Consider the following 23,837-nt stretch of genomic DNA (forward strand, 5'->3'; position numbering starts at 1 on the left):
AAGTAGGGGGTGCGAAAGCGCCGAGAGTCGTTTTCTCCGCGAAGCACGCGGCAAAGGTTGCCTCCTTCCCTACCCCGACGCCTTATCCTAGGATAAGAAAATATTCACCGCTTGGTCAGTCCTCCCGCCCGGCCTCCTGTGCGTGGACTTCCCGGCGCTACAGCTGCCGCCGCACCCGGCTCAGCGACTCGGGCGTGATGCCCAGGTAAGAGGCGATGACGTGCTGCGGTACCCGCTGCACAATGGTGGGATATTGGTGCACGAAGTGCTGGTATTTTTCGGCCGCCGTCTGGCTCAGGGAGGCATTCACCCGCTCCTGCAGGGCCACGTAGCGGCTTTGCAGGAGCAGGCGCATGTAGCGCTCAAACACGGAGCATTCGGCGTAAACGGTTTCCAAATCGGCCTGCGCCAGCAGCAACACCTGCGCGTCCTCCAGCGCATCAATGTTCAGGGTGCTGGGTTGCCGGGTCAGGAAGCTATACAAATCCGACACCCACCAGTCTTCAGGGGCGAACTGCAGCGTATGCTCCTGCCCCTGGGCAGCGAGCGAATAGCTGCGCAGGCAACCCTTCGTCACAAAAGCCAGGTCTGTGCACACGGCGCCGGCCAGCAGCAGGTGTTGCCGCTTGCGCAGGGCCAGGGGGCGCACATGACGCGCAAAAACGGCAAAGTCGGCGGCGGTGATGGACACGCGGGCCTGCAGGTGGGCCCGCAGCAAGTCGAGAGCAGGAGAAAGCGCCATGCCGTGAAGGTAGCTCCGCCGCTGGCCCGCCCGAGGCGGTGATGCCAGCAGGTGCGGCCCGGCCAACCGGCTACCGCCGCAAAATAAAAAACCCCGTTTCCAAGCTGGAAACGGGGTTTCTGGTGGCCACGTTAGGAATCGAACCTAAATCAAGAGCTTCGGAAACTCTCATACTATCCGTTGTACGACGTGGCCGGTACGTGATAGGACTGCAAAAGTAGCCTTAAAAGCGCATGGCTACCAAATAGCTTGGGCAAATTCCTCGGTCCGGCTGGCCGGGCGGCACAACCCCAGCGCCCCAAAACCAGTTAAGCCAGTACCCTACCCATTGAAAATTCCATCACCTTCCACTCTGTTTTTATGAAGAAGAACCTGTACACGGCCGATGCTTCGGCCGTTGGTGGCCGCAGCGGCCACGTTCGCTCGGCCACCGGCGTCATCGACCTGGAAATGTCGGTTCCCGAGGGCCTGGGCGGCAAAAAAGGCGCCACCAACCCCGAAGAGTTGTTTGCCGCCGGCTACGCCTCGTGCTTTCAGCAGGCCCTGCTGGTCACGGCCCAGCGCAACGGCGACACCCTCGACAAGGAGAGCACCGTGACCTGCTCCGTCACACTGTTTCAGGAAGGCGAAGGCTACGGCCTGAGCGCCATCCTCGACGTGGACCTGAAGAAATTCGACGAAGCCAAAACCATTGAGATGGTGCGTTACGCCCACAAAATCTGCCCCTACTCGGTGGGCACCCGTGGCAACATGGAAGTGGAGCTGCGCGTGCAAGGCAAAGCCCTGCCGGTGCAGGCCGAAGAAAACGCCGGCGTGGCCGGGAAATAGTTGTTCGTTGCTCGTTGTCCGTTGTTAACTCAACGAACAGCTTCAATGAAAAGGCCCGCCTGAGTCGTCAGGCGGGCCTTTTTGCTGCTAGCAACGAACAACTGACAACTACGCGTTAGCCAGCACTTCTTTCACGCGGGCGGCGGCATCTTTCAGCAGCACGGCCGACGATACTTTCAGGCCGCTCTCGTCGATGATGCGAGCGCCTTCTTCGGCGTTGGTTCCTTGCAGGCGCACGATGATGGGCACGCGGATGTCGCCGATGGCCTTGTAGGCTTCTACCACGCCGTTGGCCACCCGGTCGCAGCGCACGATGCCACCGAAGATGTTAATCAGGATGGCTTTCACGTTCGGGTCCTTCAGGATGATGCGGAAGCCAGCCTCAACGGTTTGGGCGTTGGCTCCACCGCCTACGTCGAGGAAGTTGGCGGGCTCGCCGCCGCTCAGCTTGATGATGTCCATGGTGGCCATGGCCAGGCCGGCGCCGTTCACCATGCAGCCCACGTTGCCGTCGAGCTTCACGTAGTTCAGGTTGTTGTTCGACGCTTCTACTTCCAGCGGGTCTTCCTCGTTGAGGTCGCGCAGGGCCACGAAGTCCTTGTGGCGGTAGAGGGCGTTTTCGTCCAGCGTCACCTTGGCGTCAACGGCCAGGATTTTGTTGTCCGACGTTTTCAGCACGGGGTTGATTTCGAACATGCTGGAATCGGTTTCGTCGTAGGCCTTGTAAAGGGCCGTCACGAACTTCACCATTTCCTTCTGCGCGTCGCCTTCCAGGCCGAGGTTGAACGCAATTTTGCGGGCCTGGAAGCCCTGCAGGCCCACGGCGGGGTCCACGTGCTCGCGGTGAATTTTCTCGGGATGGGCTTCGGCCACTTCCTCGATGTCCATGCCACCCTCGGTGGTGTAGATGATGACGTTTTTACCCAGCGTGCGGTCGAGCAGCACGCTCATGTAGTATTCTTTGGTTTCGCTCGGGCCGGGGTAGTACACGTCCTGAGCCACCAGAATTTTGTGGACTTTGCGGCCTTCGGGGCCGGTTTGCTTGGTCACGAGCTGCATGCCAATGATTTCGCTGGCAATGTCCTTCACCTTGTCGATGCCTTTGGCGAGCTTCACGCCGCCCCCTTTGCCGCGGCCCCCGGCGTGGATTTGCGCCTTGATGACGTACCAGCTGGTGCCGGTGTCGGCGGTCAGCTTCTCGGCGGCGGCTACGGCCTCTTCGGGGGTGTCGGCGGTGATGCCTTCTTGCACGCGAACGCCGTATTTTTTCAGGATTTCCTTACCCTGGTATTCGTGAATGTTCATAAAAACGGTAAAGGGGTGGGTTGTGCCTTGCAGCCCTGCGGTTGCAGACGCGAAAGTACGGCGTCCGGGCCATCATTGCGCCAATTAATTAGCAGGCGGGCATCGGTAGCGCGGACTTTTAGCCCGCGCCCGAACTGTTCATTCGCGGACTAAAAGCCCGCGCTACTGCCCGTACCAGCGCGCCAGCACGGTTTCGGCGGGCTTGTGCTGGGGCGTGAAATCGGCGTGGCGGCGGGCCGGGCCGTCGGGCGCCAGGCCCGGGTACCACTTCCAGATAAACAGGCCTTTCAGCCACGGCTGGCCCCAGGTGGCCCGGAACAGCGCTTCGTAGCAGCGGGCCTGGGTGGCCTCGTCGGGGGCTTCGGGCAGGGCCGTGCGCTCGGGCCACTCCCAGGGCTTGGCGGCGGCGTCGGGGGTGGCTTTGTAGCCCACTTCGGTGAACACAATGGGCTTCCTCACCTTTTTCTGCCAAGCGGCCAGCTCGCGCAAATGGGGCTGCCAGCCGCGCACAAGCGTGTCGAGCGACGGACTGGCGGCGGTGCTCAGCGGGAAATAGGCCTGAATGCCTACATAATCCAGCGCGTCCCAGAACCGGATTTGCTGGTACTCCACAGCCCAGTTGGCGGCGTAGGTGAGCGGGCCGTGGTACACTTTCCGAATGCGCTTGATGAGCCCGCGCCAGGCTTTGTCGTGGGCCGGCTCGGTGGCGTGCAGGAGCTCGGTGCCAATGCACAGGCCGTCGAACTGCGCGCTTTCGGCCAGGGCGGCATAGTGCAGGATGAAGGCCGAGTAATTGGCAAACCACGCGTCCCAGTCGGCCGGGCTGCTCATGTTGATGTCGCCGGGCCAGGCGTTGCGGCCCCGTACCCACAGGTGCGGCTTGAGCAGCGTGCGGATGCCGTGCTGCCGCGCCAGCCGGGCCGTGTACACGAGGCCCGCGTCGCTTTCGCCCCAGAGGCCGCGGCGGCCGGTGGGCCGGGCCGTGTTGGTGCGAATGCCGGGCTCGGCGGCGCCGGCCTGCCAGCCGAAGGGCATCTGGGCTATCCAGGTCACGTGGTCGCGCAGCAGCGGGGCCAGCTCGGCGGCGGTCACCGAGTCGCTGCCCACCCAGCTCACGCCGCGCAAGCGGGTGCTGTCGTAGGGCGCGCCGGGGGCAGCGGGCAGCAGCAGCGCGCGGTCCAGGTCGGCGCCGAGCGCCTGGGCCGCCCCCGCATTTCGCCGCTGGAAAACCGTGCGCTGCCATTGCCAGCCGGCCACGCCCATTGCCAGCGCCAACACGGCAACCCATGGCCAGCGGCGGACCGAAAAAAAAGCGGACATCGGCAACAAAATCTGAGTCATCAACTGAAAGATAGCCACCCCAAAACGGTGGCGGCGCAGCAGGCCCGGCGCGGCTGCCACCGGATTGTGCGTAGCTTTGTCACTACTGCATTCCGTTCACGTCTATCGCCGGCTCCGTTGCTGCAAGCTATCAACATTCACAAGAGCTACAACGCTCTGAACGTCCTCAAGGGCATCGATTTGACGATTGAGAAGTCGGAAATCGTGAGCATCGTCGGCTCCTCGGGCGCGGGCAAGAGCACGCTGCTGCACATTCTGGGCACGCTCGACAACCCCGATTCGGGCGAGGTGCTGTTCGACGGTGAATCGGTGAGCTCCCTGGGGCGCAATGATTTGGCCCGGTTCCGGAACCGGCACATCGGGTTCATTTTTCAGTTTCACAACCTGCTGCCCGAGTTCACGGCCCTCGAAAACGTGTGCCTGCCCGCCTACCTGGCCGGCCGCTCCGAAAAAGAAGTGCGCGTGCGGGCCCGCGAACTCCTCGGCATGCTCAACCTGGAAGGCCGCGCCGAGCACAAGCCCAGCGAAATGAGCGGCGGCGAGCAGCAGCGTGTGTCGGTGGCCCGCGCCCTCATCAACTCCCCCGAAATCATTTTCGCCGACGAGCCCAGCGGCAACCTCGATACCAAAAATGCCCAGGAGCTGCACCAGATTTTCTTCCTGCTGCGCAAGGAACTGGGCCAGACCTTCGTCATCGTGACGCACAACGAACAGCTGGCCGACATGGCCGACCGCAAGATTGTGATGCGCGACGGCCACATCCTGGAAGGCGGCTAAATGGCCTAAGCAAGAACAAAAAACGGTCCTGCTTCGACAAGCGCAGCAGGACCGTTTTGTTTTACAGGGTTTTTAGCTAAAGCAGTGGGCGCTGCTCCCTCACGGCGCGGCGGCAAACCACTTGTCGCCGGAGTCGTCGAGGTTGTGGCCTTCCACTTTGCCGCGGGTGGCGCCGTCGCCGACGTAGTAGTAGAGCGGGCGGCCCTTGTAGGTGAGCTGCTCGCGTGTGCTGGTGGTGGTGCCGTAGGGGCCGGTGGTGGTGCTGGGCTCGCGGGTGATGGTGCCGAAGTCACTGGCGCGCAGCGTGGAAGGCACAAGGGGCGCACTCTTGTACACGGCGGGCCAGATAGCGGCGCAGTTGCCGGTGCAGTTGGTGGCCTGCGTGGCGGGCGTGGCGCCGTTGTCTTTGGCAAAGAAGTAAAGTGTGCGGCCCAGGCCGTCGACGAGGTAGGTGCGGCTGGCCACCACGCGGGTGGTTTTGTCTTCCACGTTTTTGCTGGCCAGGGTCACGCCGTAGTTGGGGCTCACCACGTGCCAGATGCCGCCAATGCCGTTGCCGCCGGTGGTGCCGGGCGCCTCGCGGGTGTTGACGCCGCCCACGGCCGGGGCGTAATAGTAGAGCGGCCAGCCTTTGTAGGTGGTCTGCGGGCGGCCGTCGGCGGTGGTTTTGGTGCTGAAATCGCCGGCGTTCAGGGCCTTGGGCACTTTGATGTCGGCCTGGTAGTATACGGGCCACAGGGGCATGCAAGTGGCGCTGGTGCAGGCGTTGGTGCCGTCCACGTCGCGGGCGAAGAGGTAGAGCGTGTTGCCGTCGGCGTCGGTGAGGTAAGTGCCCAGGGTGGCCGAGTTGGCCAGCTTCACGTTGGCCACGGCGTCCTGGTCGATTTCGGGCGTGGAATCTTTTTTGCAGCCGGCCACGCCGGCGCCCAGCGAAGCCAACAGCGCGAGCGCAAGGGCCACGCGCCGGAAACGCCCCAGAAATGAGTGTGCTGAATGTGCCATGAATAGTGGTTGGTTTGGTGGTGAGTGAAAAAGGAGGCCCGGCTGGCATGGGCACTGCGGGCCCTGACCCGGCCGGAAGGCGACGGGCAAAAGCGGGCACGGCCAGTGGGCGGGCCAGCCGAAAAAGAGGCATCGAGCAGCCGGCAGGTGAGCGGGCAGCCGCCGTCGGCGCCGACGGAATAGCCGCCCGTTCACGGGCCAGCCAACGCCCTACTGCGCAGACCTGGGTGAGTCAGTCGCGCCGGGGCCGGGGGCTTTACCTGCTACTCGGAGGCAGCCGGGAAAAGGTTGGCTCGGCGCAAAAAACAATGCCTTCCGGCCCGTCGGGATTGGGCCAGAAGGCATCAGGAGAATGTGGAGACAGCCGGAATTTTAGCAAAGCCACCGGTGTTGCAGTCCCGAGCAGCGTATTCCCAACCTGATTAGCCATACGTATTTTTCTTATTGCTGATAAAACACTGATTTACAGCAATAAAATTTACCAATATTTTTGGCTTTTTTGGCACGTTTCTTTCTATCTTTGGGTTATACTCACGAACATCAGTTGGACACATTAACACACCACACCGCCATGAACGAGGCCACCAAAACCACCAAGGACATTACCAAAAAAGTAAAAGTCGAGAGCTTTGACATCAGCCGCTCCGACGAAACGCTGGACTTGGCGAAGGACCTTGCCAAGTTCATCAAAGACAACAAGCTCACCACGAACGTGCAGGGCAAGGAGTTCGTGAACGTGGAGGGCTGGCAGTACGCGGGCTCGCGCCTGGGCATCGTGCCCATCGTGGAGCACGTCATCAACGTGAGCTCGCCCGAGGAAATGAAGTACCAGGCCAAGGTCACGCTGTTTGACCTGCGCCACAACGCCACCGTGGGCGCCGGCTTTGCCGTGTGCTCCAACAAGGAGAGCGGCAAGAAATTCTACCAGGAGTTTGCCATCATGAGCATGGCCCAGACCCGCGCCATCGGCAAAGCTTACCGCAACTGCCTGGCCTGGATAATCCGCGCCGCCGGCTACGAGCCCACGCCTGCTGAGGAAATGGACTACAACACCAACACGCAAGCCGCCGCTCCGGCCCCGGCTGCTGCCGTGGCCCAGGCCGTGCCCGCCATGCAGGTAGTGCCCGCCGAGGCACCCGCCGTAGCGGCCGAGCAAGCTGCGCCGGTGCAGTACGCCACGGCTTCGCAGAAAGAAGAAATCATCCGCCTGCTGAACCACCCGGTCATCACCCGTCCGGAGAAGACCAAGATGTTGCTCAACATCAACCGCCTCGACGAGGAGCGCGCCGTGCAGGCCATTGCCAAGCTGCGCAAAGCCATCGACGACCGCGAGAACGGCGAGAAGGCCGCGGCTTAATCAACTTCGCTTCTATCTCTACCAGCCCGGTGCCGCAAGGTGCCGGGCTTTTTTTGTCGGTTTAGTTTGGATTTACCACCGTTTACCTGAACTTCGCTTCTCGGTATCTACTCCTGCTTTGCACACATTCAACTTAATCGGCGGCATACTGCTCATCCTGCTGTGTTGTGCTGTTTTCTCCGGGAAAAAAGCGGAGCATGACGTGGCTCAAACCGGGCCGTTGGTCCCGGTGCAGGTCGTACGCGCGGACTGCAATGCCTCGGCTGCGTTCCGATTCCTGCACTTTACTTACCAAGGGCAGGAGCACTCGGTGAAGGTGGGCCGCGAACATTGCGAACAGCTTCGCCCCGGGCAGACCGTGCAACTGCAACACTTAGATACGCATCCCGATGTCTTCCTTTTTCCGGGTTCGTACCGTCCGGGCGAGGATATTGCGTGGGGCGCCCTTTTCCTCTTGGGGGGCTACGCAGTCATCAGTAGTGCAGGGCGATTGCGAAGAGAACAATCTTAACGCTCGTTTAAGTGAACCTCTGCAAATGGGAGCTTACAAATTTGCTGATGCTCCCTGCGTTGCTCACAAGGTTTAAGAAACTCGTCCACAATTCAACGTTCACGAAACGCAAAGTCAGCATGAGTTTCGTGAACTCGCTCCTAATGCGCTTTTGCGCTCTTTTGGCGCTTTAATAGCTTGCAGGGATGCTGTAAAGGAAGCAACTGCCGCGTACAAACGGTCCTATCTTCGCCCCATGTCCGCCCCTCCTACCGAAGCTATGCCCCTGACCCTGCTGCGTGAGCACTGGGGGCACACGGCTTTCCGGCCGGGGCAGGAAGACATCATCAACTCGGTGCTGGCCGGACAGGACACGCTGGCGCTGCTGCCCACCGGCGGCGGCAAGAGCATCTGCTTTCAGGTGCCGGCGCTGGCGCGGCCGGGCATTTGCCTCGTGGTGTCGCCGCTCATTGCCCTGATGAAGGACCAGGTGGACAACCTGCGCAAGCGCGGGCTGAAGGCCGAGGCCATTTACGCGGGCATGAGCCACCAGGAAATCGACCACGCGCTGGACAATTGCGTGTACGGCCGCAACGTGAAGTTTCTGTACGTGAGCCCCGAGCGGCTGCTCACGGAACTGTTCCAGGTGCGGGTGGCGAAGATGAACGTGGGGCTGCTGGCCGTGGACGAGGCGCACTGTCTCTCGCAGTGGGGCTACGATTTCCGGCCGCCCTACCTGCGCATTGCCGAGCTGCGCGAGAAGCTGCCCAACGGCGTGCCGGTCATCGCCCTCACGGCTACGGCCACGGCGCAGGTGCAGGCCGACATCGTGGAGAAGCTGAAGTTTGGGGAGGGCTCGCGGGTGTTTCGGCAGAGCTTTGCGCGGCCCAAGCTGTCGTATTCGGTGCTCCCCACCGAGGACAAGCTGCGCCGGCTGCTGGAAGTGGTGCGTGGCGTGGGGCCCGGCAAAACCGGCATCGTGTACGCCCGCACGCGGCGGCAGACGGAGGACACGGCCGCGTTTCTGCAGCAGCACCGGTTTCCGGCGGCGGCCTACCACGCGGGCTTGCCGGCCGAGAAGCGTACCCAAGTGCAGCAGGACTGGATAGCCGACAAAATCCGGCTCATCGTGGCCACCAACGCTTTTGGCATGGGCATCGACAAGCCCGACGTGCGCCTGGTGGCCCACCTCGACGCGCCCGACACGCTGGAGGCCTATTACCAGGAAGCCGGCCGCGCCGGGCGCGACAACCTGTTTGCCTTCGCCGTGCTGCTGGCCGGGCCCAACGACGCCGACGAGCTGCGCCGCCGCACCAACCAGTCGTTCCCGCCCCTCGACACGGTGAAGCGCGTGTACCAAGCGCTGGCCAACTACTCGCGCACGGCGGTGGGCGGCGGCGAGCTGGCGGCGTTCGAGTTCGACATGCAGCAGTTTGCCGAGACCTACCGCATCAAGGCCGTGGACGCGCACAACTCGCTGAAGATTTTGCAGCGCGAAGGCTTTGTGCAGCTGAACGAGGCCGTGAACCAGCCGGCGCGGGTGCACCTGGTGATTAACCACCAGGATTTGTACGCCTTCCAGGTGGCTAACGCGCAGCACGACCAATTGATAAAGGCCCTGCTGCGCATACACGGCGGCGAGCTGTTTTCGGATTTCCAGACCATTTCGGAGAATGCTCTGGCCACGCACCTGCGCCGCAGCGTGACAGAGGTGCGCCAGCAGCTGCGCTACCTGCACACGGCGGGCATTCTGCACTACCAGCCCAAGCAGGAGTCGCCGCAGGCGATGTTCACCACGCCGCGCTTCGACGCCGCCAAGCTGCCCCTCGACCAGGTGAAGATGACGGCTGCCCGCGACTTGGCCCGCCACAAAACCAACGCCGTGGCCCAGTACCTGAGCGGCACGCGCTGCCGCCAGATTCTGCTGCTCACCTACTTCGACGTAACCGACCCGGCCCGCTGCGGGGTGTGCGACATCTGTCTGGCCGAAAAAAAAGCAGCCCAAACAGCCGAGCAGGCGCCTTCGCTGCGCGAGCCGATTTTGGCGCAGGTGCGGCAGGCGGCCCGTTCGCCACGGGAGCTGCTGGCCGGGTTTCCGCCCAAGGACGCGGCGGCCGTGACGGACGCCGTGCGCGAAATGGTGGACCGCGGCGAGCTGGCGTATGCGCCCGACGGGCGGCTGGTGCTGCCGTGACCCGCCCCACGGCAACCTCACCCCCTGACCCCCTCTCCAAAAGAGAGGGGGCACCGGCTCGTGAAGTCGATTCCCTTTTCCTGACTTGTCAGGAGCAAGTCCGGTGCCCCCTCTTTTTTGGAGAGGGGGTCAGGGGGTGAGGTTATGCTTCGGCCGTGTAGGCCTGGTAGCCGCCCAGCAGGTTGCGCACGTTGCTGAAGCCCTGCTGGGTGAGGAAGGCCTTGGCCGAGGCCGAGCGGCCGCCGCCCTTGCAGTGCACGATGATTTCCTGGTTTTTCCACTCGTCGAGGTCGTCGAGCTTCTCGGGCAGGGAGTTCAGGGGGATGTTTTGGGCGCCGGGAATGCGGCCTTCTTCGTGCTCCCAGGTTTCGCGCACGTCGATGAGGAGGGGAGTTTCGCCGGCTTGCTGGCGTTGGCGGAGTTCGGCGGGGGTGATGTCGGCCATGGCTGATGAAAGGGAATGGTGAGGTGATGAGACGGCGAAAGTACGGCCGAAGTCTTCTCGGTTTCGTAACGGACGAGGCCTTAACGGGGCTTCGCCAAACGCTTATCTTTGCTGCTTCCCTCTGCCACCGACGTCATTTTCTTTCCCACCACTACTTCTCTTTTTATTCGATGAAAAACTACTTTACGCTGTGCCTGGTAGCACTCGGCCTGGCGCCGGCGGCCCTGCAGGCCCAGACGGTGCCCCCCATGCCGGCCGCGCCGCCGGCCAACCTTTCCGGCCTGCAGCTGCGCGACTGGTACCGCCAAAACTGGTACGACGGCAAGCGCGTGGAGCTGAGCTACGCCACGGCCCGCGGCAAGATGTACAACTACGCCGACAACTACAACAACTTGGTAACCTGCGTGTACTCGGGCTACCAGGAAACCGTGCCCTACAGCGCCACCAACACCAGCACCGGCGTGGTGACGCGCATCAACTGCGAGCACACCGTGCCGCAGTCGTGGTTTAGCGAAGTGGTGCGCATGCGCTCCGACATGCACCACCTCTACCCCACCTACGACACCTGGAACAACCTGCGCGGCTCCGACCCGTTTGCCGAAATCCCCGACGCCACCACCCAAACCTGGATGCGCGGCCTCGTGAGCCAGGCCACCATCCCCACGGCCAACATTGCCGAGTGGAGCGAAGACACCAACACCCAGTTTGAGCCCCGCGAAGACCACAAGGGCAACTTGGCCCGCGCCGTGTTCTACTTCTACACCATGCACGCCGGCCAACAGGCGCTGATTAACACCGGCCACGGCGACATCAACTCGGTGGCCGACATCAACACCCTCTACGCCTGGCACCTGGCCGACCCGGTCGACGCCCGCGAGATTGAGCGCAACAACCGCGTGGCCGCCAGCCAGGGCAACTTCAACCCCTACATTGCCTACCCCGGCACCGTGGCCACGGCCTGGAACCTGGCGCCTCCCGGCCCGGTGTTCAGCTTTGCCAGCACCAGCGGCGCCATCAACGAGGGCAACGCCGGCACCAGCACCTACACCTTCACCGTGAGCCTGACGCCCGCCGCCACCGCCGCCACCACCGTGCAGGTGAACGTGGACGGCGCCAACTCGACGGCCACCGCTGGCTCCGACTTCACCTTTGCCTCGCCCGCCACGGTGACCTTCCCGGCCGGCAGCACCAGCCAGACCGTGACCGTGACCGTGACCGGCGACACCCAGCCCGAAGCCGACGAAACCGTGGTGCTCACCCTCACCAACCCCAGCACCGGCAACAGCGTGGGCTCGCCCGGCACCCACACGCTCACCATCACCAACGACGATGGGCCGGCGCCCACGGTGGCCTTTGCCACGGCCGGCGGCACCATTCAGGAAGGCAACAGCGGCACCAGCACCTACACCGTGAACGTGACGGCCAGCGGCACCCTGCCCACCGGCAGCTTCACGGTGCCCGTGACGGTGGACGCGGCCAACAGCAACGCCACCAGCCCCGCCGACTACACCCTGAACACCACCAGCCTCACCTTCAGCAGCACGGCGCTCACGCAGGCCATCACCGTCACGGTGAACGGCGACGCTACCTTCGAGCCCAACGAAACGGTGCGCCTGCGCCTGGGCACGCCCTCCAACGCCACGGTGATTGTGGGCCAGCCCAACGCCCACACCCTCACCATTCTGAACGACGACGCGGCCCCGGCCGGCGCGCCCTGCACCAAGGCCTACTTCTCGCAATACGTGGAGTCGAACGTGGGCAACACCAAGGTGCTGGAGATTTACAACCCCACCCTGACGCCCATGCCGCTGGCCGGCAAGCGCGTGGTGCTATACGCCAACGGCGCCACCGCGCCCACCGCCACCCTGAACCTCACGGGCACCATTGCCCCGGGTGATGTGTACGTCATCGCCAACACCGGCGTGACCGACACCGGCGTGGCCGCCCAAACCGACGTGCAAAGCAACGTGGCCTTCTTTAATGGCAACGACGCGGTGGCCCTCTTCGACGGCACCGACACGCTCGACGTCATCGGCGTGATTGGCCAGGACCCCACCGGCGGCGCCTGGACCGTGCCCAACGGCTCGACCCTCAACAACACCCTGGTGCGCCAGCCCACCACCAGCCAGGGCGGCCGCTGGAACGGCCCCAACGGCAGCAGCACCTGGAGCGCGGGCGGCGTGGACAACTACGCCGGCGTGGGCTCCTACGTGAGCTCAGCCTGCTTCATCCCGACGGCCAGCCGCAACGTGACCACGCTGCGCAATGCCCTTGAAATCTACCCCAATCCGGCTTCGGAAACCGTGCAGCTCCGCCTGCCCGGCGTGCCGGCCGCCCGCCCCGCCACCGTGGAAGTGCTCGACATGCTGGGCCGCGCCGTGCGCCAGCGCACCGCCCAGCTCAGCGCCACCGATGCCGTATCGGTGGACCTGCGCGGCTTGCCCGCCGGCCTCTACGCCATTCGCGTGAGCTGCGAGGCGGTGGAATACACCGGGCGAGTGGTGGTGCAATAGCGCCACTTGTCATCATGTAAAAAAGCCCCGGCACTGCACAGTGCCGGGGCTTTTTTATTGGGCGATTATCAACCCGAGGTAGAGACGCCTACTTGCATCTCTACTCCGAGCTTTACGCCAGGATATCCTCGTACTCGGCGCGGTGCCGCTTCACGAAGCCGGCCATGAATTTGCAGGTGGTTTTTACTTTGAGGTGCTCTTGGCGGGCATAGTCGAGGGCGGCGCGGGCCAGCTCTTCGGCCACGCCCTGGCCGCGCAGCCCTTCGTCGACGAAGGTGTGGGTGAAGTCGATGACGTCGTCGGCCGGGCGGGCATAGGCCAGCTCGGCCTGGTAGCCGTCGCGGGCGGTGGTGAATTCCTGGTCGGTGGGGTTGTGGGTAATGGCCATGAGGACTGAAAAATATGGATGAGAATGGACGGCCTTGCGGGCCCGGATGAACGGCGACGGCTGGTTTGCGTACAGGAAGGCAAAGATGGGCTTTGCTCGTCTCATACCCTTTTTACTTCTTCTTTCCCATGGATACGCAAAACCACCCCCTGCCGCCGGAAAACGACTATCGCCCGCAAGACCAGCAAGACCGTGCCGCGGCCGCCCGCCCCAATCCCAACGACCCCATCATCGACGCCAGCAGCCCCAACTACGGCGAGTTTGGCGGCGTAGCTCCTTCGGCCCCCATGGCCGCCAGCTACGCGGCCCAGCCCACCAACGCCACGCCGGCCGGCCGCGACGGCTCGAACGACAACCCCGACGAGTTCAGCGAGTTCCGTGACCGTGAGAAGGACGCCCACAAAGCCCCGCGCAACCCCGAAGACCAGCCCGGCCACGTGGAGCAGAACCAGGACCCCGCCGCCGTACGCGCCACCCAAGACGCCGACAGCGACGTGCAGCGAGCCGCCTGGGCCCAGGACGACCCGCGCTACGCCGGCGGCGGCTCGCACAACACCCGCGACGAGTCGACCGATACTTCTAACGGTCAATAATGGACCGGGCGCAGCGGCCGGTGCGTAGCGCCGGCCGCTGCGCCGCTCTTTTTGCTTTTCACCGCTAACCGCATTTTTTATGTCGCCCGACAACCCCAACACGTTCGACGAAACCCCCGACGCCGAGGACGGCGCTTCCACCCCCATGCTCGACGCCGCCACTTACGGCCAGGTGCTCGACGACAACAACGCCTCGGGCCAGGAGAAAGCCGACGAGATGGACGACTCGCTGCGCTCCGACATCCAGGCGATGACCAAGCCCGGCCCCGCCCCAGCCTCCGACGAGAACCTGCCCCGCGAGCTCACCGACCCCAGCGACCGCGCCTACACCCTGCCCGAAGAGCAAGGCCCGAACTAGCCGCTCGCAGCTTAACCGCGGGGCCTAACAATGAGGGATGAAGAACGAAGAATCGGCCTTAACGGTCATTCCTCGTTCTTCATCCCTCATTCTTTTATGAAGCCGCGGGCGTCAAAACCGCCAGCCCACCGTGGCGCCCGCGTACCAGGCGCGGCCCGGCGCCGGCTGGAAGTAGCGCCCGCCAAAGGCATTCAGGTCGCTGCCGAGGCTGTAGCGCCGGTCGGTGGCGTTGTCGAGGCCGGCGTAAAGGTTGGTTTCGAGGTGGCCGCTGAAGGTGCGGCGCCAACCGCCACGGGCCCCGAAAACCCAGTAGCCGGGCGCTTCGGCGGTATTGGCATCGTTGAGCACCACGCGGGCCTGGTGGCTCAGGTTGGGGCTGACGTAGAAGCCGTGGGGCTCGCTGAAATCGAGGCCGGCGCTGAGGGTGTGCGGCGCGGTGCCCGTGAGGCGGTTGCCGGCCAGGTCCGGCCCGCCGCTGGGGTAGCTACCGAAGCGGAAGTCGTTGTAGGCGTAGCTGGCCCAGGCGCGCAGGCCGGTGGGCTCGGCAGCCGTGGTGGGGCCGGCAGTGGCGGCCGGCACCGCCGCGGCTTGCCACAGCCAGCCGCTCAGGGCGGCTTCGAGGCCGCGCTGGTGGGTGCGGCCGGTGTTGCGAAACACCACAATGCCCTGGTCGGTGGTGCTGCTGACGATGGTTTCGCGCAGCTCAAAATCAAACACGTTCAGTTCGTAGCGCAGCCGCTGGCCCAGGAGCTGGCCGCGCGTGCCCACTTCGTAGCTGGTGCCGCGCTCGGCCTGCAGGTCGCCGTTGAGGCTGGCGTCGGAGGGCCGGATTTCGTCGATGGTGGGCGGCGAAAAACCCGTGCTCACGCTGGCATAAACGGACAGATTCAAGCCAAACTCCTTTAGCAGCGCCACGCGGGGCGACACCTCGGGCCGGAAGCTTCGGCCGAACTGGTAGCTGCCCACGGGGGTGGCCACCCCGCTCACCCGCCCGATGCCGTAGCGCAGGCGGTTGTAGCTGGCGGCCACGGTCAGCAGCAAATCGGCGGGCAGGCTGTAGTCGGCTTGGGCAAAGACGAAGCCCGTGGTGGTCGTGATTTCGTCGTCGTAGCGCAACGGGCCGGGCGTGCCGCCGTTGTTCTGGTAGCTGCGGCCGTTGGTGAAGCCGGCCTGGTACTCGGCCCCGCCCTGCAGCCGCAGCACGCGCCCGGCCAGCGCCGTGCGGTAGCTCAGGGCCGTGCGGCCGCCCAGCCCCAGCCCGGTGTTGCGCTCGTAGTCGACCAGATACGGCGTGCGAATGGCCGTGCCGCTGCCATACAGCGTGGTTTGCACGTCCAGCCGGTCGGTAAAAGCATACCCGTGCGTGAGGCCCAGCAGGCCCGTGCGCGAGGCGTAAAACGCCTGCTGGGCCACGGTGCCGGGCGCGGTGGCCGTGCCCGGCCGGGCCTGCCGCGGGTCGGCTTCGAACTGCGCCCGCGTGAGGCCGCCGGGCAGCTGGTAGCTGATGTCGGCGTAGAGCAGGTGCGCGGCCAGCGTGGTTTTGGGCGACGCCACGGTGCGCAGGTCCAGCGCGAACACGTCGCGCTGCAGGGCGCTCTGCTGGCGGTAGCCGTCCAGTTCCTGGTGGGCGTACTGGGCGCGCACGCTGCTGGTGGCGCTGCTGGTTTCGGCCGTGAGGGTGCTGCGGCGCAGGCCGTAGCTGCCCACCGTGGCGCCGGCGGCCACGCGGCTGCCCGCCGCCACTTCGGGTGTGCCGAAGAGGGCCACGCCGCCGGTGCCGGCCCCGTACACGCTGCCGGCCGGGCCTTTTAGCATTTCGAGCCGACCGATGAAGGCGGGGTCGAGCAGGTTGAGCGGGGTGCTGCCGCCGGCCTCGGTGAAGGGAATGCCGTTGTAGTACACCTTCACGTTGCGCACCCCGAAGGGCGAGCGCAGCGTGCTGCCCCGGATGCTAAGCCGGTAGCTGGCCGTGGCGCGCTCCTCCAGCCGCACGCCGGGCAGCGTATTCACGGCTTGGGTGAGGGCGGCGGGGTTGAACTGCTGGATAGCGCGGGCATCGAGCACGCCGATGGCGGCGGCGGTGCGTCGCAGCGGCAGCCGCTGGCCGTAGCCCGTGACGGTGGCCTCGGGCAGGGCCACGTCGCGGGCGGTATCGGCGGGTGCGGTTTGGGCGCGGACAGCGAGCAGCGGCTGGCCGAGTAGCAATAGAAGCAGGAAACGGTAGGGCATAAGAATGACAACGGCACAGACCAGCGGAATACGGTAAATGTTGGACGGGCGCGTACATTTCTCGCCATTTTCGGCGTTGCAAACTGTACCAGGTCTTCAGGCTGACTCGCTCTCATTCCATTTATGCACTTCATTCTGCCCCGTCGCCACCGCCGCCAGTTGCTGTTTCCGCCGGGCCTGTTGGCGCTGGCGGGGTTGCTGTGGCTGGGGTGCGTGATGCTGGGTGCGCACCGGGCGCAACTAACCTTGCATACTGTGCTGCAGCTCACGATGCCGCCCGTGTCGAACTCTGATTTTTTGTGGGGCACAATGCCGGGCATGGGCCCGCGGATGCGCTATTCTGAGCTGCCGCGCTTCCGCACATGGCACACGGTGGAATTTGGGCGGGGTGGCGCGCTCGATTCGTTGGCGGCACGCGAAGCGGAATCCGCCATTCGGGAGCTTGCCCGGGTCTGGGAAGCCGTTCCTGCGCACGATGGCCTACGAGTCAGATTCGGACCCAATGCCCGCTATGCATCGATGATTTGGGTGCTGGACCTGATGAACCGCTACAATGTCAAGAAGTATTTCTTCGACCTGTACCATCCGCGCACCGAAACCACTTTCTACGCCTTCAATGGACCGCTCCGGCGCCAACAGTGGAGCGACCCTTTGCTAGGGCCCACGCCGGCCCCCGAAATGCCGCGGGAAGCACCGACAGCACAGCCCGCAGACCTGCCACTCGCGCCGGCCTTCTGGGTCCGCATCTTGAACACTGAAAATTGGGCCTTGCACGCATCGCAGTTCAACGAACCGTGGGAGTTGCTGGGCACTCCGGAATGGGAAGCGCCCCTGCTCCTGCTGGCGCTGATGGCAACACTGGCGCTCTGGCGGGCCGCGTGGCAGTGGCGACCGTAACCCACCGCTGCTTCTCGCGGTATTTTTGCTCCATGCCCGCCCTCCCACCCGACCTGCGCCGCGCCCTTTTCAACCTGCCAGAGCGAGAAAAAGACCAGCTCCTGGCCCGCCTCGTGGCCCTCGACCCCGTGCTCACCGAGCAGTTGGCCTTCCGCTTGCTGGAAGGGCCCGATGCGCTGGAAACCCGCCGCGCTGTGCTACGCGCCCAGGTCGACGACCCCGTGCGGGGCTACCACCAAACGCCCAACGACCTGCTCGTGATACTACGGCAGCTGCAGGCCCGGCTGGCTTACCACGCCAAAATCACCGACGACGCCTTTGGCGAAGTGGAGCTGAGCTGGCGCCTGCTGGCCAACGTGTTTCGGCACCAGGCCGAGGTGACGGCCCGCCTGCACGGTCCCACCCAGCCCCTACTGCAGCACCTCACCAAGCGCACCCACGAAGCGCTGAAACAAACCGCCCGCCTGCACGAAGACTACCACGTGGAGCTGGCCGACGCCGCCAACGCCGTGCTGGCCGCGCTCTGGCAATCGGGCGCCGCCCCGCTGGCCCGCGAGGCCGGGCTGCCGCGGCAGTGGCCAGTCTAGGTGCTTGCGCTAACGCAGCCGAAAGCTGATGGGCAGCGTGCGCTGCACCCGCACGGGCTGGCCGTGCTGGCGGCCGGGCGTCCACCAGGGCATGAGGCGCACCAGGCGCAGAGCCTCCTCGTCGAGGCCAGCCCCGACTCCTTTTACTACTTCCGCGTCGCGAATGCGGCCTGCTTCGTCGACCACAAAGCGCACGTAGACTGTGCCCGACAGGTTGAGCCGCTCGGCCTCGGGCGGGTAGCGGGTTTTGGCGCTGAGGTAGCGCCGGAAGGCTTCTTCGCCGCCCGGAAAGGCCGGCATCTGCTCGGCGTAGGCCAGCACGGTGGGGGGCGCGGCGGTTTCAGGGGCCGACGGGCCTGTGGGCGGGGCCGCCAACACGGCCTGGGCGCGGGCCGGGCCGGCGCCCGCCGCCAGCAGGCCGCCGGCTACAATCAGGGTGCGACGCATGAGCGCAAACGGGAAATTGCTTGACGGGGCAAAACTACCGGAGTGGCTCAGGCCCAGGTTGAGCGGGCGGTTATGCTTGCGTTGTGCTTGTGTTGGCCCAGAGGGCGGGGGCGGGGGCACGGGGCATCTTTTCGGCGGCAAACGCAGTACACTACTCCGATTTACTTGCTTGATTCTCCTTCCGCCATGTCCACTCCCCTCCACCCCCGCGCGCCGCAGCTGTCCGACGCCGAGTTGCGCCAGGCCCTCGACGAGCTCGACGCCAAAATCCAAACCCTGCGCAACCGCGCCCACGCCACGGCGGCCGGCTCGCCCAATACCTACCAGCAGCACGCCGACGCCCTCGAAACCAAGCGCGCCCTGCTGGCCCAGCAACTGGGCGAATCGCCGGCCGACAGCGCCGACGCGGGTCTGCTTTCGCAAATTCGGCACGGTATTGAATCCTTGCGCGACGACGTGCGTAACCTGCTCTAATTCACCGTTCACGGACCAGACCTCCGGGCCAGCCACGATTTTTCCTTCTCTCACTTACGCATTGTCCGCCTCGTTATGAAACAGTTAGTTATCCTCCTGCTCCTGCTTGGTTGGGCGGCGGGCACTGCCCAGGCCCAACACAAGCCCAAAATGAAGGCCAAGCGCGCGTTTTCCCACAGTTCGGAAAGCAGCCGCGGCAAAACGGCCAAAACCCATTTCCGGCCCGAAAACAACGTCCGCCCGGTCATCGACCTGAACCCGCGCAGCCTGGAGCGCTCCAAAACCGTGAAAGCGCCCAAGCCCTTCAAATACAGCAAGGGCAACCGCCTCAAGCCGGCCCATTAATTCAAAGCCCCGCTTCGGCCGAAGCGGGGCTTTTTTTGCGTCCGGGCCGGCCACGGGCCAGGGCTTGCGCCGCGAGAAATAATTGGCCCAGCGGCGCAAGCCAAGCGGGCTCGGGCTGCGTAAAAGGTATCTTTACTTCTGCTATATCCTTTACGCTTCTGCCTGATGAAAAACGCGTTACACCTGTTCTTATTCTTGGTTGCAATTGGACTGGCAGTGCCGGGCTGGGCCCAGACCGCGCCGCCCACCATCCCCGGCCGCTTGGTCTTGAAGTTGCGCCCCGGCCACGCCCCGGCCCAGCTGGAGGCGGCGTTGCGCCGGCTGGGCGCGGCCGGGCTGCACCAGAAATTCCCGCATGCCCAGGCGCCCAGCGCCGAGCGCCCGGGCAGCGTGGACTTGCGCGGCATCTACCAGTTTGAGGTGCCGGCCGGCCTAGCGCTGGGCAAGGCGCGGGCCGCGCTGCTGGCTACCGGCGCCGTGGAGTACGTGGAGCCGCTCTACGTGCGGGCGCCGCTGTACCAGCCCAACGACCCGCTGGCCGATTCCACGCTGACCGACATCACCAACAGCCAGTTTTACCTCAAGCAGATTCAGGCCTACCGCGCCTGGGACGTGACCCGCGGCGACACCAGCCTGGTCATCGCCATCACCGACGGCGGCATGCGCCTCACCCACGAAGACCTGCGCCAGCAGGTGAAGCACAACTACGCCGACCCCATCAACGGCCTCGACGACGACAACGACGGCTTCGTGGACAACTTCACGGGCTGGGATTTTGCCAACAACGACAACGACTCGGGCTTCGACCCCGCCATCTACCACGGCACGCAGGTGGCGGGCGTGGCGGCGGCCCGCGTGGGCAACGGCATAGGCCTGGCCGGCCTGGGCAACCTGTGCAAGTTCATGCCCCTGAACATTTACCCCAACACGCCCACGGGCACGTTTGGCGGCTACGAAGCCATTGTGTACGCCGCCGACCACGGCTGCCAGGTCATCAACCTGAGTTGGGGCGCCATTGGCGGCTACTCGCGCTTCGAGCAGGACGCCATCACCTACGCCGCCGTGAACCGCGACGCCGTGGTGGTGGCCGCCGCCGGCAACTCCAATACCGACGTGCTGTTTTACCCCGCTTCCTACGACCACGTGCTGTCGGTGAGCGGCGTGCAGAACACCGACCAGAAAAGCCCCGGCGCCACCTTCAATCGCCGCGTCGACATGGTGGCGCCGGGGCTGAGCATCGTGACCACCTACGGCGCCCAGGACCGCGACTACGGCGCCGTGGGCGGCACCTCGTTTGCCGCGCCCCTCACGGCGGCCGCGGCCCTGCTGGTGCGCAAGGTGTTTCCGCAGTACACCGCGGCCCAGGTGATGGCCCGCCTGCGCCAAACCACCGACAACATCGACGCCCTGCCCGTGAACGCGGCCTGGGCCGGCCGCCTCGGCACGGGCCGCCTGAACGTGCTGAAGGCCCTCACGCGTGCCAACCTGCAGGAAGCGCGGGTGGTGAGCAGCACGTTTGCGCCGGCCCGCGCCGCCTACGCCCCCGGCGACACCCTGCGTCTGACGGCCGACGTGCAAAACCTGCTGCAGCCGGTGGCGGGCCTCACGGTCACGCTCACGTCGCTCTCCCCCTACGTGGTGGTGCGGCAGGGCAGCTTTGCGGTGGGCAGCCTGGCCACGCTGGGCCGCGCCAGCAACGCCGCCGCGCCCTTCCGGCTGGCCGTGGCCGCCAGCGGCATTCCGCTCAACACCACCGCCACGCTGCGCTACCGCCTCACGGCCACCGGCGGCTTCCAGTACGACCAGTACGTGGACCTGCAACTCAACCCCGACTACGTGGTGCTGAACGCCAACGACCTGGCCCTGACCCTCACCAGCCGCGGCAACCTGGGCTACGACAACCTGGCCGGCACCATCGGCACGGGCCTGAGCTACCGCGGCAGCAGCAACGTGCTGAGCGAGGGCGGCCTGCTGCTGGCCACCAGCCCCACCCGCGTGTCGGACCGCCTGCGCACCAGCGGCGGGCAGTCGCGACAATCCTTTTTCAGCCTGGCGCAGGCCACCCGCCAGCAGCCCGGCCCGCGCGCCGACCAGGAAGCCCGGGCAGCCTTCCGCGACACCATTCCCGGCGCCGGGCCGCGGGTGCGCAGCGTGGGCGTGGCCGTGCGCCAGCGGGCCTACGCCTGGGCCACGGCCGGCCGCCGCGACTTTGTGCTGCTGGAATACTCCCTCAAAAACATCACGCCTGACACGCTTAAGCCGCTGCATGCGGGCCTCTTCGCCGATTGGGACCTGCCCAACTCCGACGGCGCGGCCCACAACGCCGCCGCCTGGGACAGCACCCGCGCCCTGGGCTACTGCTACGTGCTGGGCACCACCACGCCCCAAGCGGGGCCGGCCCTCTACGCCGGCCTACGCCTGCTGAAAGGCGGTACGCCGGCGGTGTACTCCATCAACAACGGTGCCCCAGTCGGCGCGGCCGTGCGGCTGGCCGACGGGTTTTCGCCCGCCGAGAAGTTCCTGACCCTGAGCAGCGGCACGGCCCGGGCCCAGCGCACCGCCGGCCTGCCCGGCGGCGCCGACGTGTCGCAGGTGGTGGGCACGCGCCTGGCCCGGCTGGCGCCCGGCGACTCCACCACCGTAACCTTTGCCCTGCTGGTGGCCCCCACCCTGGCCCAGTTGCAAACCAGCGCCGACGCCGCGGCGCAGGCCTACGCCACCCTGCTGCCCGCGCGCGCCGCGGCGACCACGGCCGGGTTTGAGGTGTACCCCAACCCCACTGCCGGGCCGCTGCAGGTAGAACTGCCCGCCCAGTTTGGGGCCTCGAGCGTGCAGTTGACCAACGCCGTGGGCCAAGTGGTGCTACGCCAGGCCGCCAGTGGCCGCAGCCTGAGCCTGAACGTGATGGGGCTGGCGCCGGGCTTCTACGTGCTACAGGCGCGGGGAGCGGGTGGCCTGCTCACCCGGGTCGTGCTGGTGCGGTAAGGGGCCGTTGCACCGGGGCGGCAGCCGGTCCGGGCGGGGGTTTATACGGAGGACACCCTGCTAAATACGGACGAGCAAGCGCCATCGTGGCTATAAAAAACCCGTATTTATTGCTTGCCTGCAACCTGGACCGGGCACGTTAGAGAACGTGAGCTATTCATTCCACTTTCTCTCTAACGCTATGAATTCCCCTTCCTTCCCGGCTGGGCCGACGGCACCGGCCAGCGCCGGGCCCAGCTTCCGGGTGCGCCAGGCGCCGGAAGCCCCCGCCTACCACCAGCTGCTGCTCGAAGACGCCCACGGCAACGTGGCCCAGTGGATGATTCCGGTGGCCCTCAAGGAGCTGGCCCGCCAGCCCGTGCTGCTGTGGCTGCTGCCCACCGCCCCCGAGCCCGACACCCATGCCTGCGTAGAAACGGGGGCCGTGCAACTCGTGCCGGCCCACCTCGACCACGCCCCCGACCTGCGCACCCTGCTCATGCAGGGCCGCTTGCAGCTCAATTTCGATGGCCGGCTGCTGCGCGGCTACCACCGCCTGCGTTGCCTGAGCGGCGGCAACGGCCAACTCTGGCAGCTCACCCCCATCGGCCACGCATGAAGCCGTACGCCCTGGTCATCCACGGCGGCGCCGTCACGATGAAACCCGGCGAGCTCAGCCCGGAAGAAGAAGCCGCGCAGCGCGAGGGACTGCGCGAGGCCCTGCGGGCCGGCTGGCAAATTCTGCACGACGGCGGCACCGCCCTCGACGCCGTGGAAGCCGCCGTGCGCACCCTCGAAGACAACGAGCATTTCAACGCCGGACGCGGCAGCGGCCTCACCCAGCAGGGCGAGGTGAAAATGGACGCCGCCATCATGGACGGCCGCACCCTGAACGCGGGCGCCGTGAGCGCCGTGCGCTACGCGCAAAACCCCATCAGCGCGGCCCGCGCCGTGATGGATGGCAGCCCCCACGTGTGCCTCTCCGACGAGGGCGCCGTGGAATTCGCCCTCGAAAAAGGCCTCGCGATGAAGCCGCCCAGCTACTTCCTCACCGAGAAGACCCGCCGGCAGTGGCTGGAAATCGTGCAGGGAGAAGGCGCGGAAGCCATGCACGACACCGTGGGCGCTGTGGCCCTTGACCGGGCCGGCAACTTGGCCGTGGCCACCAGCACCGGCGGCATTGAGGGCCAGCTGAAGGGCCGCGTGGGCGACAGCCCCGTGATTGGGGGCGGCACTTATGCCGGCAACGAAGCCTGCGCCGTGTCGTGCACCGGCGATGGCGAAGTCATCATGCGCGGGGCGCTGGCGCACGAAGTCTTTGCCCTGGTGAAGCACAAAGAAATGCCCCTGGTCGATGCCTGCCAGCAGGCCATTGAGCTGCGCGACGAGGACCTGCAGGGCGACAAAGGCATGATTGCCCTCGACAAAGACGGCGCCATTGCCCTCGAATTCAACTGCAACCTGATGCGGCGGGCCTACCGCGTGGGCGAGGCCGAGCCGGTGGTGGCGATGTGGCGCGAAGAGGCCCCACCCCAAACCCCGCAAACGCGCTAGGCCATTA

General features: G+C 65.5%; 23 protein-coding genes and 1 tRNA gene. 15 read left to right on the top strand and 9 right to left on the bottom strand.

Translation table 11 applies throughout. The annotated features are described in order from the left end of the window. Nucleotides 1-157: 157 nt before the first annotated feature. Nucleotides 158-742, bottom strand: coding sequence for a Crp/Fnr family transcriptional regulator (locus tag JAO73_RS21635; RefSeq protein WP_233169344.1), 585 nt, complete (start codon nucleotides 740-742; stop codon nucleotides 158-160). Nucleotides 743-862: 120 nt separating this feature from the next. Next, a tRNA-Arg gene (locus JAO73_RS21640) sits at nucleotides 863-937 on the bottom strand. 165 nt (nucleotides 938-1,102) lie between these two features. On the opposite strand from JAO73_RS21640, the gene JAO73_RS21645 reads away from it, so the two are divergent. Further along, nucleotides 1,103-1,570: an Ohr family peroxiredoxin gene (locus JAO73_RS21645; protein ID WP_198979355.1), complete on the top strand. Its 468-nt coding sequence runs from the start codon at nucleotides 1,103-1,105 to the stop codon at nucleotides 1,568-1,570. Between the two features lie 108 nt (nucleotides 1,571-1,678). Here JAO73_RS21645 and sucC read toward each other — a convergent pair whose 3' ends face one another. Further along, nucleotides 1,679-2,875, bottom strand: coding sequence for an ADP-forming succinate--CoA ligase subunit beta (gene sucC / locus JAO73_RS21650; RefSeq protein ID WP_198979357.1), 1,197 nt, complete (start codon nucleotides 2,873-2,875; stop codon nucleotides 1,679-1,681). Nucleotides 2,876-3,037: 162 nt separating this feature from the next. Continuing rightward, nucleotides 3,038-4,195, bottom strand: coding sequence for a glycoside hydrolase family 113 (locus JAO73_RS21655; RefSeq protein WP_198979359.1), 1,158 nt, complete (start codon nucleotides 4,193-4,195; stop codon nucleotides 3,038-3,040). A 138-nt stretch (nucleotides 4,196-4,333) separates the two neighbouring features. Here JAO73_RS21655 and JAO73_RS21660 point away from each other — a divergent pair, with 138 nt between their 5' ends. Next, nucleotides 4,334-4,993: an ABC transporter ATP-binding protein gene (locus JAO73_RS21660; protein ID WP_190923742.1), complete on the top strand. Its 660-nt coding sequence runs from the start codon at nucleotides 4,334-4,336 to the stop codon at nucleotides 4,991-4,993. A 99-nt stretch (nucleotides 4,994-5,092) separates the two neighbouring features. Here the strand turns inward: JAO73_RS21660 and JAO73_RS21665 are convergent, their stop codons facing one another. Beyond that, nucleotides 5,093-5,995 (bottom strand): COG4315 family predicted lipoprotein, encoded by a 903-nt coding sequence (locus JAO73_RS21665; protein WP_198979360.1) that lies wholly within the window; start codon nucleotides 5,993-5,995, stop codon nucleotides 5,093-5,095. Between the two features lie 544 nt (nucleotides 5,996-6,539). Between JAO73_RS21665 and JAO73_RS21670 the strand changes: the two genes are divergently transcribed. The 3 genes from JAO73_RS21670 (at nucleotide 6,540) to JAO73_RS21680 (ending at nucleotide 10,036) form a co-directional block, all read left to right on the top strand. Then, nucleotides 6,540-7,352, top strand: coding sequence for a hypothetical protein (locus JAO73_RS21670; RefSeq protein ID WP_233169345.1), 813 nt, complete (start codon nucleotides 6,540-6,542; stop codon nucleotides 7,350-7,352). Between the two features lie 118 nt (nucleotides 7,353-7,470). After that, complete coding sequence (locus JAO73_RS21675; protein ID WP_198979362.1) at nucleotides 7,471-7,863, top strand: hypothetical protein; 393 nt, start codon at nucleotides 7,471-7,473, stop codon at nucleotides 7,861-7,863. Nucleotides 7,864-8,098: 235 nt separating this feature from the next. Continuing rightward, nucleotides 8,099-10,036 carry a RecQ family ATP-dependent DNA helicase gene (locus JAO73_RS21680; RefSeq protein WP_233169346.1) on the top strand — a complete coding sequence of 646 codons (1,938 nt, stop codon included), beginning with the start codon at nucleotides 8,099-8,101 and terminating at the stop codon, nucleotides 10,034-10,036. Nucleotides 10,037-10,178: 142 nt separating this feature from the next. On the opposite strand, the gene JAO73_RS21685 is transcribed toward JAO73_RS21680, so the two are convergent. Beyond that, nucleotides 10,179-10,481 (bottom strand): rhodanese-like domain-containing protein, encoded by a 303-nt coding sequence (locus tag JAO73_RS21685; RefSeq protein ID WP_198979364.1) that lies wholly within the window; start codon nucleotides 10,479-10,481, stop codon nucleotides 10,179-10,181. A gap of 170 nt (nucleotides 10,482-10,651) precedes the next feature. On the opposite strand from JAO73_RS21685, the gene JAO73_RS21690 reads away from it, so the two are divergent. Then, complete coding sequence (locus tag JAO73_RS21690; protein WP_198979372.1) at nucleotides 10,652-12,994, top strand: endonuclease; 2,343 nt, start codon at nucleotides 10,652-10,654, stop codon at nucleotides 12,992-12,994. A gap of 112 nt (nucleotides 12,995-13,106) precedes the next feature. On the opposite strand, the gene JAO73_RS21695 is transcribed toward JAO73_RS21690, so the two are convergent. Next, nucleotides 13,107-13,382 (bottom strand): GNAT family N-acetyltransferase, encoded by a 276-nt coding sequence (locus JAO73_RS21695; protein WP_198979373.1) that lies wholly within the window; start codon nucleotides 13,380-13,382, stop codon nucleotides 13,107-13,109. Between the two features lie 128 nt (nucleotides 13,383-13,510). Between JAO73_RS21695 and JAO73_RS21700 the strand changes: the two genes are divergently transcribed. Both JAO73_RS21700 and JAO73_RS21705 read left to right on the top strand, forming a co-directional pair. Next, nucleotides 13,511-13,975: a hypothetical protein gene (locus JAO73_RS21700; RefSeq protein ID WP_198979375.1), complete on the top strand. Its 465-nt coding sequence runs from the start codon at nucleotides 13,511-13,513 to the stop codon at nucleotides 13,973-13,975. A 79-nt stretch (nucleotides 13,976-14,054) separates the two neighbouring features. Next, a complete protein-coding gene (locus JAO73_RS21705; RefSeq protein WP_198979377.1) occupies nucleotides 14,055-14,333 on the top strand; it encodes a hypothetical protein in 279 nt (92 codons plus the stop codon). A 111-nt stretch (nucleotides 14,334-14,444) separates the two neighbouring features. On the opposite strand, the gene JAO73_RS21710 is transcribed toward JAO73_RS21705, so the two are convergent. Beyond that, on the bottom strand, nucleotides 14,445-16,562 hold the full coding sequence (locus JAO73_RS21710) for a TonB-dependent receptor family protein (protein WP_198979384.1): 2,118 nt from the start codon (nucleotides 16,560-16,562) through the stop codon (nucleotides 14,445-14,447). Nucleotides 16,563-16,685: 123 nt separating this feature from the next. On the opposite strand from JAO73_RS21710, the gene JAO73_RS21715 reads away from it, so the two are divergent. Continuing rightward, on the top strand, nucleotides 16,686-17,459 hold the full coding sequence (locus tag JAO73_RS21715; RefSeq protein WP_198979386.1) for an FIG domain-containing protein: 774 nt from the start codon (nucleotides 16,686-16,688) through the stop codon (nucleotides 17,457-17,459). Nucleotides 17,460-17,491: 32 nt separating this feature from the next. After that, nucleotides 17,492-18,046 carry a hypothetical protein gene (locus tag JAO73_RS21720; protein WP_198979387.1) on the top strand — a complete coding sequence of 185 codons (555 nt, stop codon included), beginning with the start codon at nucleotides 17,492-17,494 and terminating at the stop codon, nucleotides 18,044-18,046. Between the two features lie 9 nt (nucleotides 18,047-18,055). On the opposite strand, the gene JAO73_RS21725 is transcribed toward JAO73_RS21720, so the two are convergent. After that, a complete protein-coding gene (locus JAO73_RS21725) occupies nucleotides 18,056-18,493 on the bottom strand; it encodes an energy transducer TonB (protein ID WP_198979389.1) in 438 nt (145 codons plus the stop codon). A gap of 186 nt (nucleotides 18,494-18,679) precedes the next feature. On the opposite strand from JAO73_RS21725, the gene JAO73_RS21730 reads away from it, so the two are divergent. The 5 genes from JAO73_RS21730 to JAO73_RS21750 all read left to right on the top strand — a co-directional run bounded on the left by JAO73_RS21730 (nucleotide 18,680) and on the right by JAO73_RS21750 (nucleotide 23,830). Continuing rightward, nucleotides 18,680-18,967 carry a sll1863 family stress response protein gene (locus tag JAO73_RS21730; RefSeq protein ID WP_190923709.1) on the top strand — a complete coding sequence of 96 codons (288 nt, stop codon included), beginning with the start codon at nucleotides 18,680-18,682 and terminating at the stop codon, nucleotides 18,965-18,967. Between the two features lie 75 nt (nucleotides 18,968-19,042). Further along, nucleotides 19,043-19,312, top strand: a complete 270-nt coding sequence (locus JAO73_RS21735) for a hypothetical protein (protein WP_198979391.1) — start codon at nucleotides 19,043-19,045, stop codon at nucleotides 19,310-19,312. A gap of 195 nt (nucleotides 19,313-19,507) precedes the next feature. Beyond that, nucleotides 19,508-22,297 (top strand): S8 family peptidase, encoded by a 2,790-nt coding sequence (locus tag JAO73_RS21740; protein ID WP_198979393.1) that lies wholly within the window; start codon nucleotides 19,508-19,510, stop codon nucleotides 22,295-22,297. 181 nt (nucleotides 22,298-22,478) lie between these two features. Further along, on the top strand, nucleotides 22,479-22,895 hold the full coding sequence (locus tag JAO73_RS21745) for a hypothetical protein (RefSeq protein ID WP_198979394.1): 417 nt from the start codon (nucleotides 22,479-22,481) through the stop codon (nucleotides 22,893-22,895). After that, a complete protein-coding gene (locus JAO73_RS21750; protein ID WP_198979396.1) occupies nucleotides 22,892-23,830 on the top strand; it encodes an isoaspartyl peptidase/L-asparaginase family protein in 939 nt (312 codons plus the stop codon). The genes JAO73_RS21745 and JAO73_RS21750 overlap by 4 nt, the downstream gene beginning before the upstream one ends. The last annotated feature ends 7 nt before the right edge of the window (nucleotides 23,831-23,837 follow it).

This window comes from Hymenobacter miniatus, assembly GCF_016427455.1.
Taxonomy (GTDB): Bacteria; Bacteroidota; Bacteroidia; order Cytophagales; family Hymenobacteraceae; genus Hymenobacter; species Hymenobacter armeniacus.

Excerpts from the sequence above, each read along its gene's own strand:
- JAO73_RS21635 (WP_233169344.1), bottom strand. The coding sequence starts at position 742 with ATGGCGCTTTCTCCTGCTCTCGACTTGCTGCGGGCCCACCTGCAGGCC.
- JAO73_RS21645 (WP_198979355.1), top strand. The coding sequence starts at position 1,103 with ATGAAGAAGAACCTGTACACGGCCGATGCTTCGGCCGTTGGTGGCCGC.
- sucC (WP_198979357.1), bottom strand. The coding sequence starts at position 2,875 with ATGAACATTCACGAATACCAGGGTAAGGAAATCCTGAAAAAATACGGC.
- JAO73_RS21655 (WP_198979359.1), bottom strand. The coding sequence starts at position 4,195 with ATGTCCGCTTTTTTTTCGGTCCGCCGCTGGCCATGGGTTGCCGTGTTG.
- JAO73_RS21665 (WP_198979360.1), bottom strand. The coding sequence starts at position 5,995 with ATGGCACATTCAGCACACTCATTTCTGGGGCGTTTCCGGCGCGTGGCC.
- JAO73_RS21680 (WP_233169346.1), top strand. The coding sequence starts at position 8,099 with ATGTCCGCCCCTCCTACCGAAGCTATGCCCCTGACCCTGCTGCGTGAG.
- JAO73_RS21685 (WP_198979364.1), bottom strand. The coding sequence starts at position 10,481 with ATGGCCGACATCACCCCCGCCGAACTCCGCCAACGCCAGCAAGCCGGC.
- JAO73_RS21690 (WP_198979372.1), top strand. The coding sequence starts at position 10,652 with ATGAAAAACTACTTTACGCTGTGCCTGGTAGCACTCGGCCTGGCGCCG.
- JAO73_RS21695 (WP_198979373.1), bottom strand. The coding sequence starts at position 13,382 with ATGGCCATTACCCACAACCCCACCGACCAGGAATTCACCACCGCCCGC.
- JAO73_RS21700 (WP_198979375.1), top strand. The coding sequence starts at position 13,511 with ATGGATACGCAAAACCACCCCCTGCCGCCGGAAAACGACTATCGCCCG.
- JAO73_RS21705 (WP_198979377.1), top strand. The coding sequence starts at position 14,055 with ATGTCGCCCGACAACCCCAACACGTTCGACGAAACCCCCGACGCCGAG.
- JAO73_RS21710 (WP_198979384.1), bottom strand. The coding sequence starts at position 16,562 with ATGCCCTACCGTTTCCTGCTTCTATTGCTACTCGGCCAGCCGCTGCTC.
- JAO73_RS21715 (WP_198979386.1), top strand. The coding sequence starts at position 16,686 with ATGCACTTCATTCTGCCCCGTCGCCACCGCCGCCAGTTGCTGTTTCCG.
- JAO73_RS21720 (WP_198979387.1), top strand. The coding sequence starts at position 17,492 with ATGCCCGCCCTCCCACCCGACCTGCGCCGCGCCCTTTTCAACCTGCCA.
- JAO73_RS21725 (WP_198979389.1), bottom strand. The coding sequence starts at position 18,493 with ATGCGTCGCACCCTGATTGTAGCCGGCGGCCTGCTGGCGGCGGGCGCC.
- JAO73_RS21730 (WP_190923709.1), top strand. The coding sequence starts at position 18,680 with ATGTCCACTCCCCTCCACCCCCGCGCGCCGCAGCTGTCCGACGCCGAG.
- JAO73_RS21735 (WP_198979391.1), top strand. The coding sequence starts at position 19,043 with ATGAAACAGTTAGTTATCCTCCTGCTCCTGCTTGGTTGGGCGGCGGGC.
- JAO73_RS21745 (WP_198979394.1), top strand. The coding sequence starts at position 22,479 with ATGAATTCCCCTTCCTTCCCGGCTGGGCCGACGGCACCGGCCAGCGCC.
- JAO73_RS21750 (WP_198979396.1), top strand. The coding sequence starts at position 22,892 with ATGAAGCCGTACGCCCTGGTCATCCACGGCGGCGCCGTCACGATGAAA.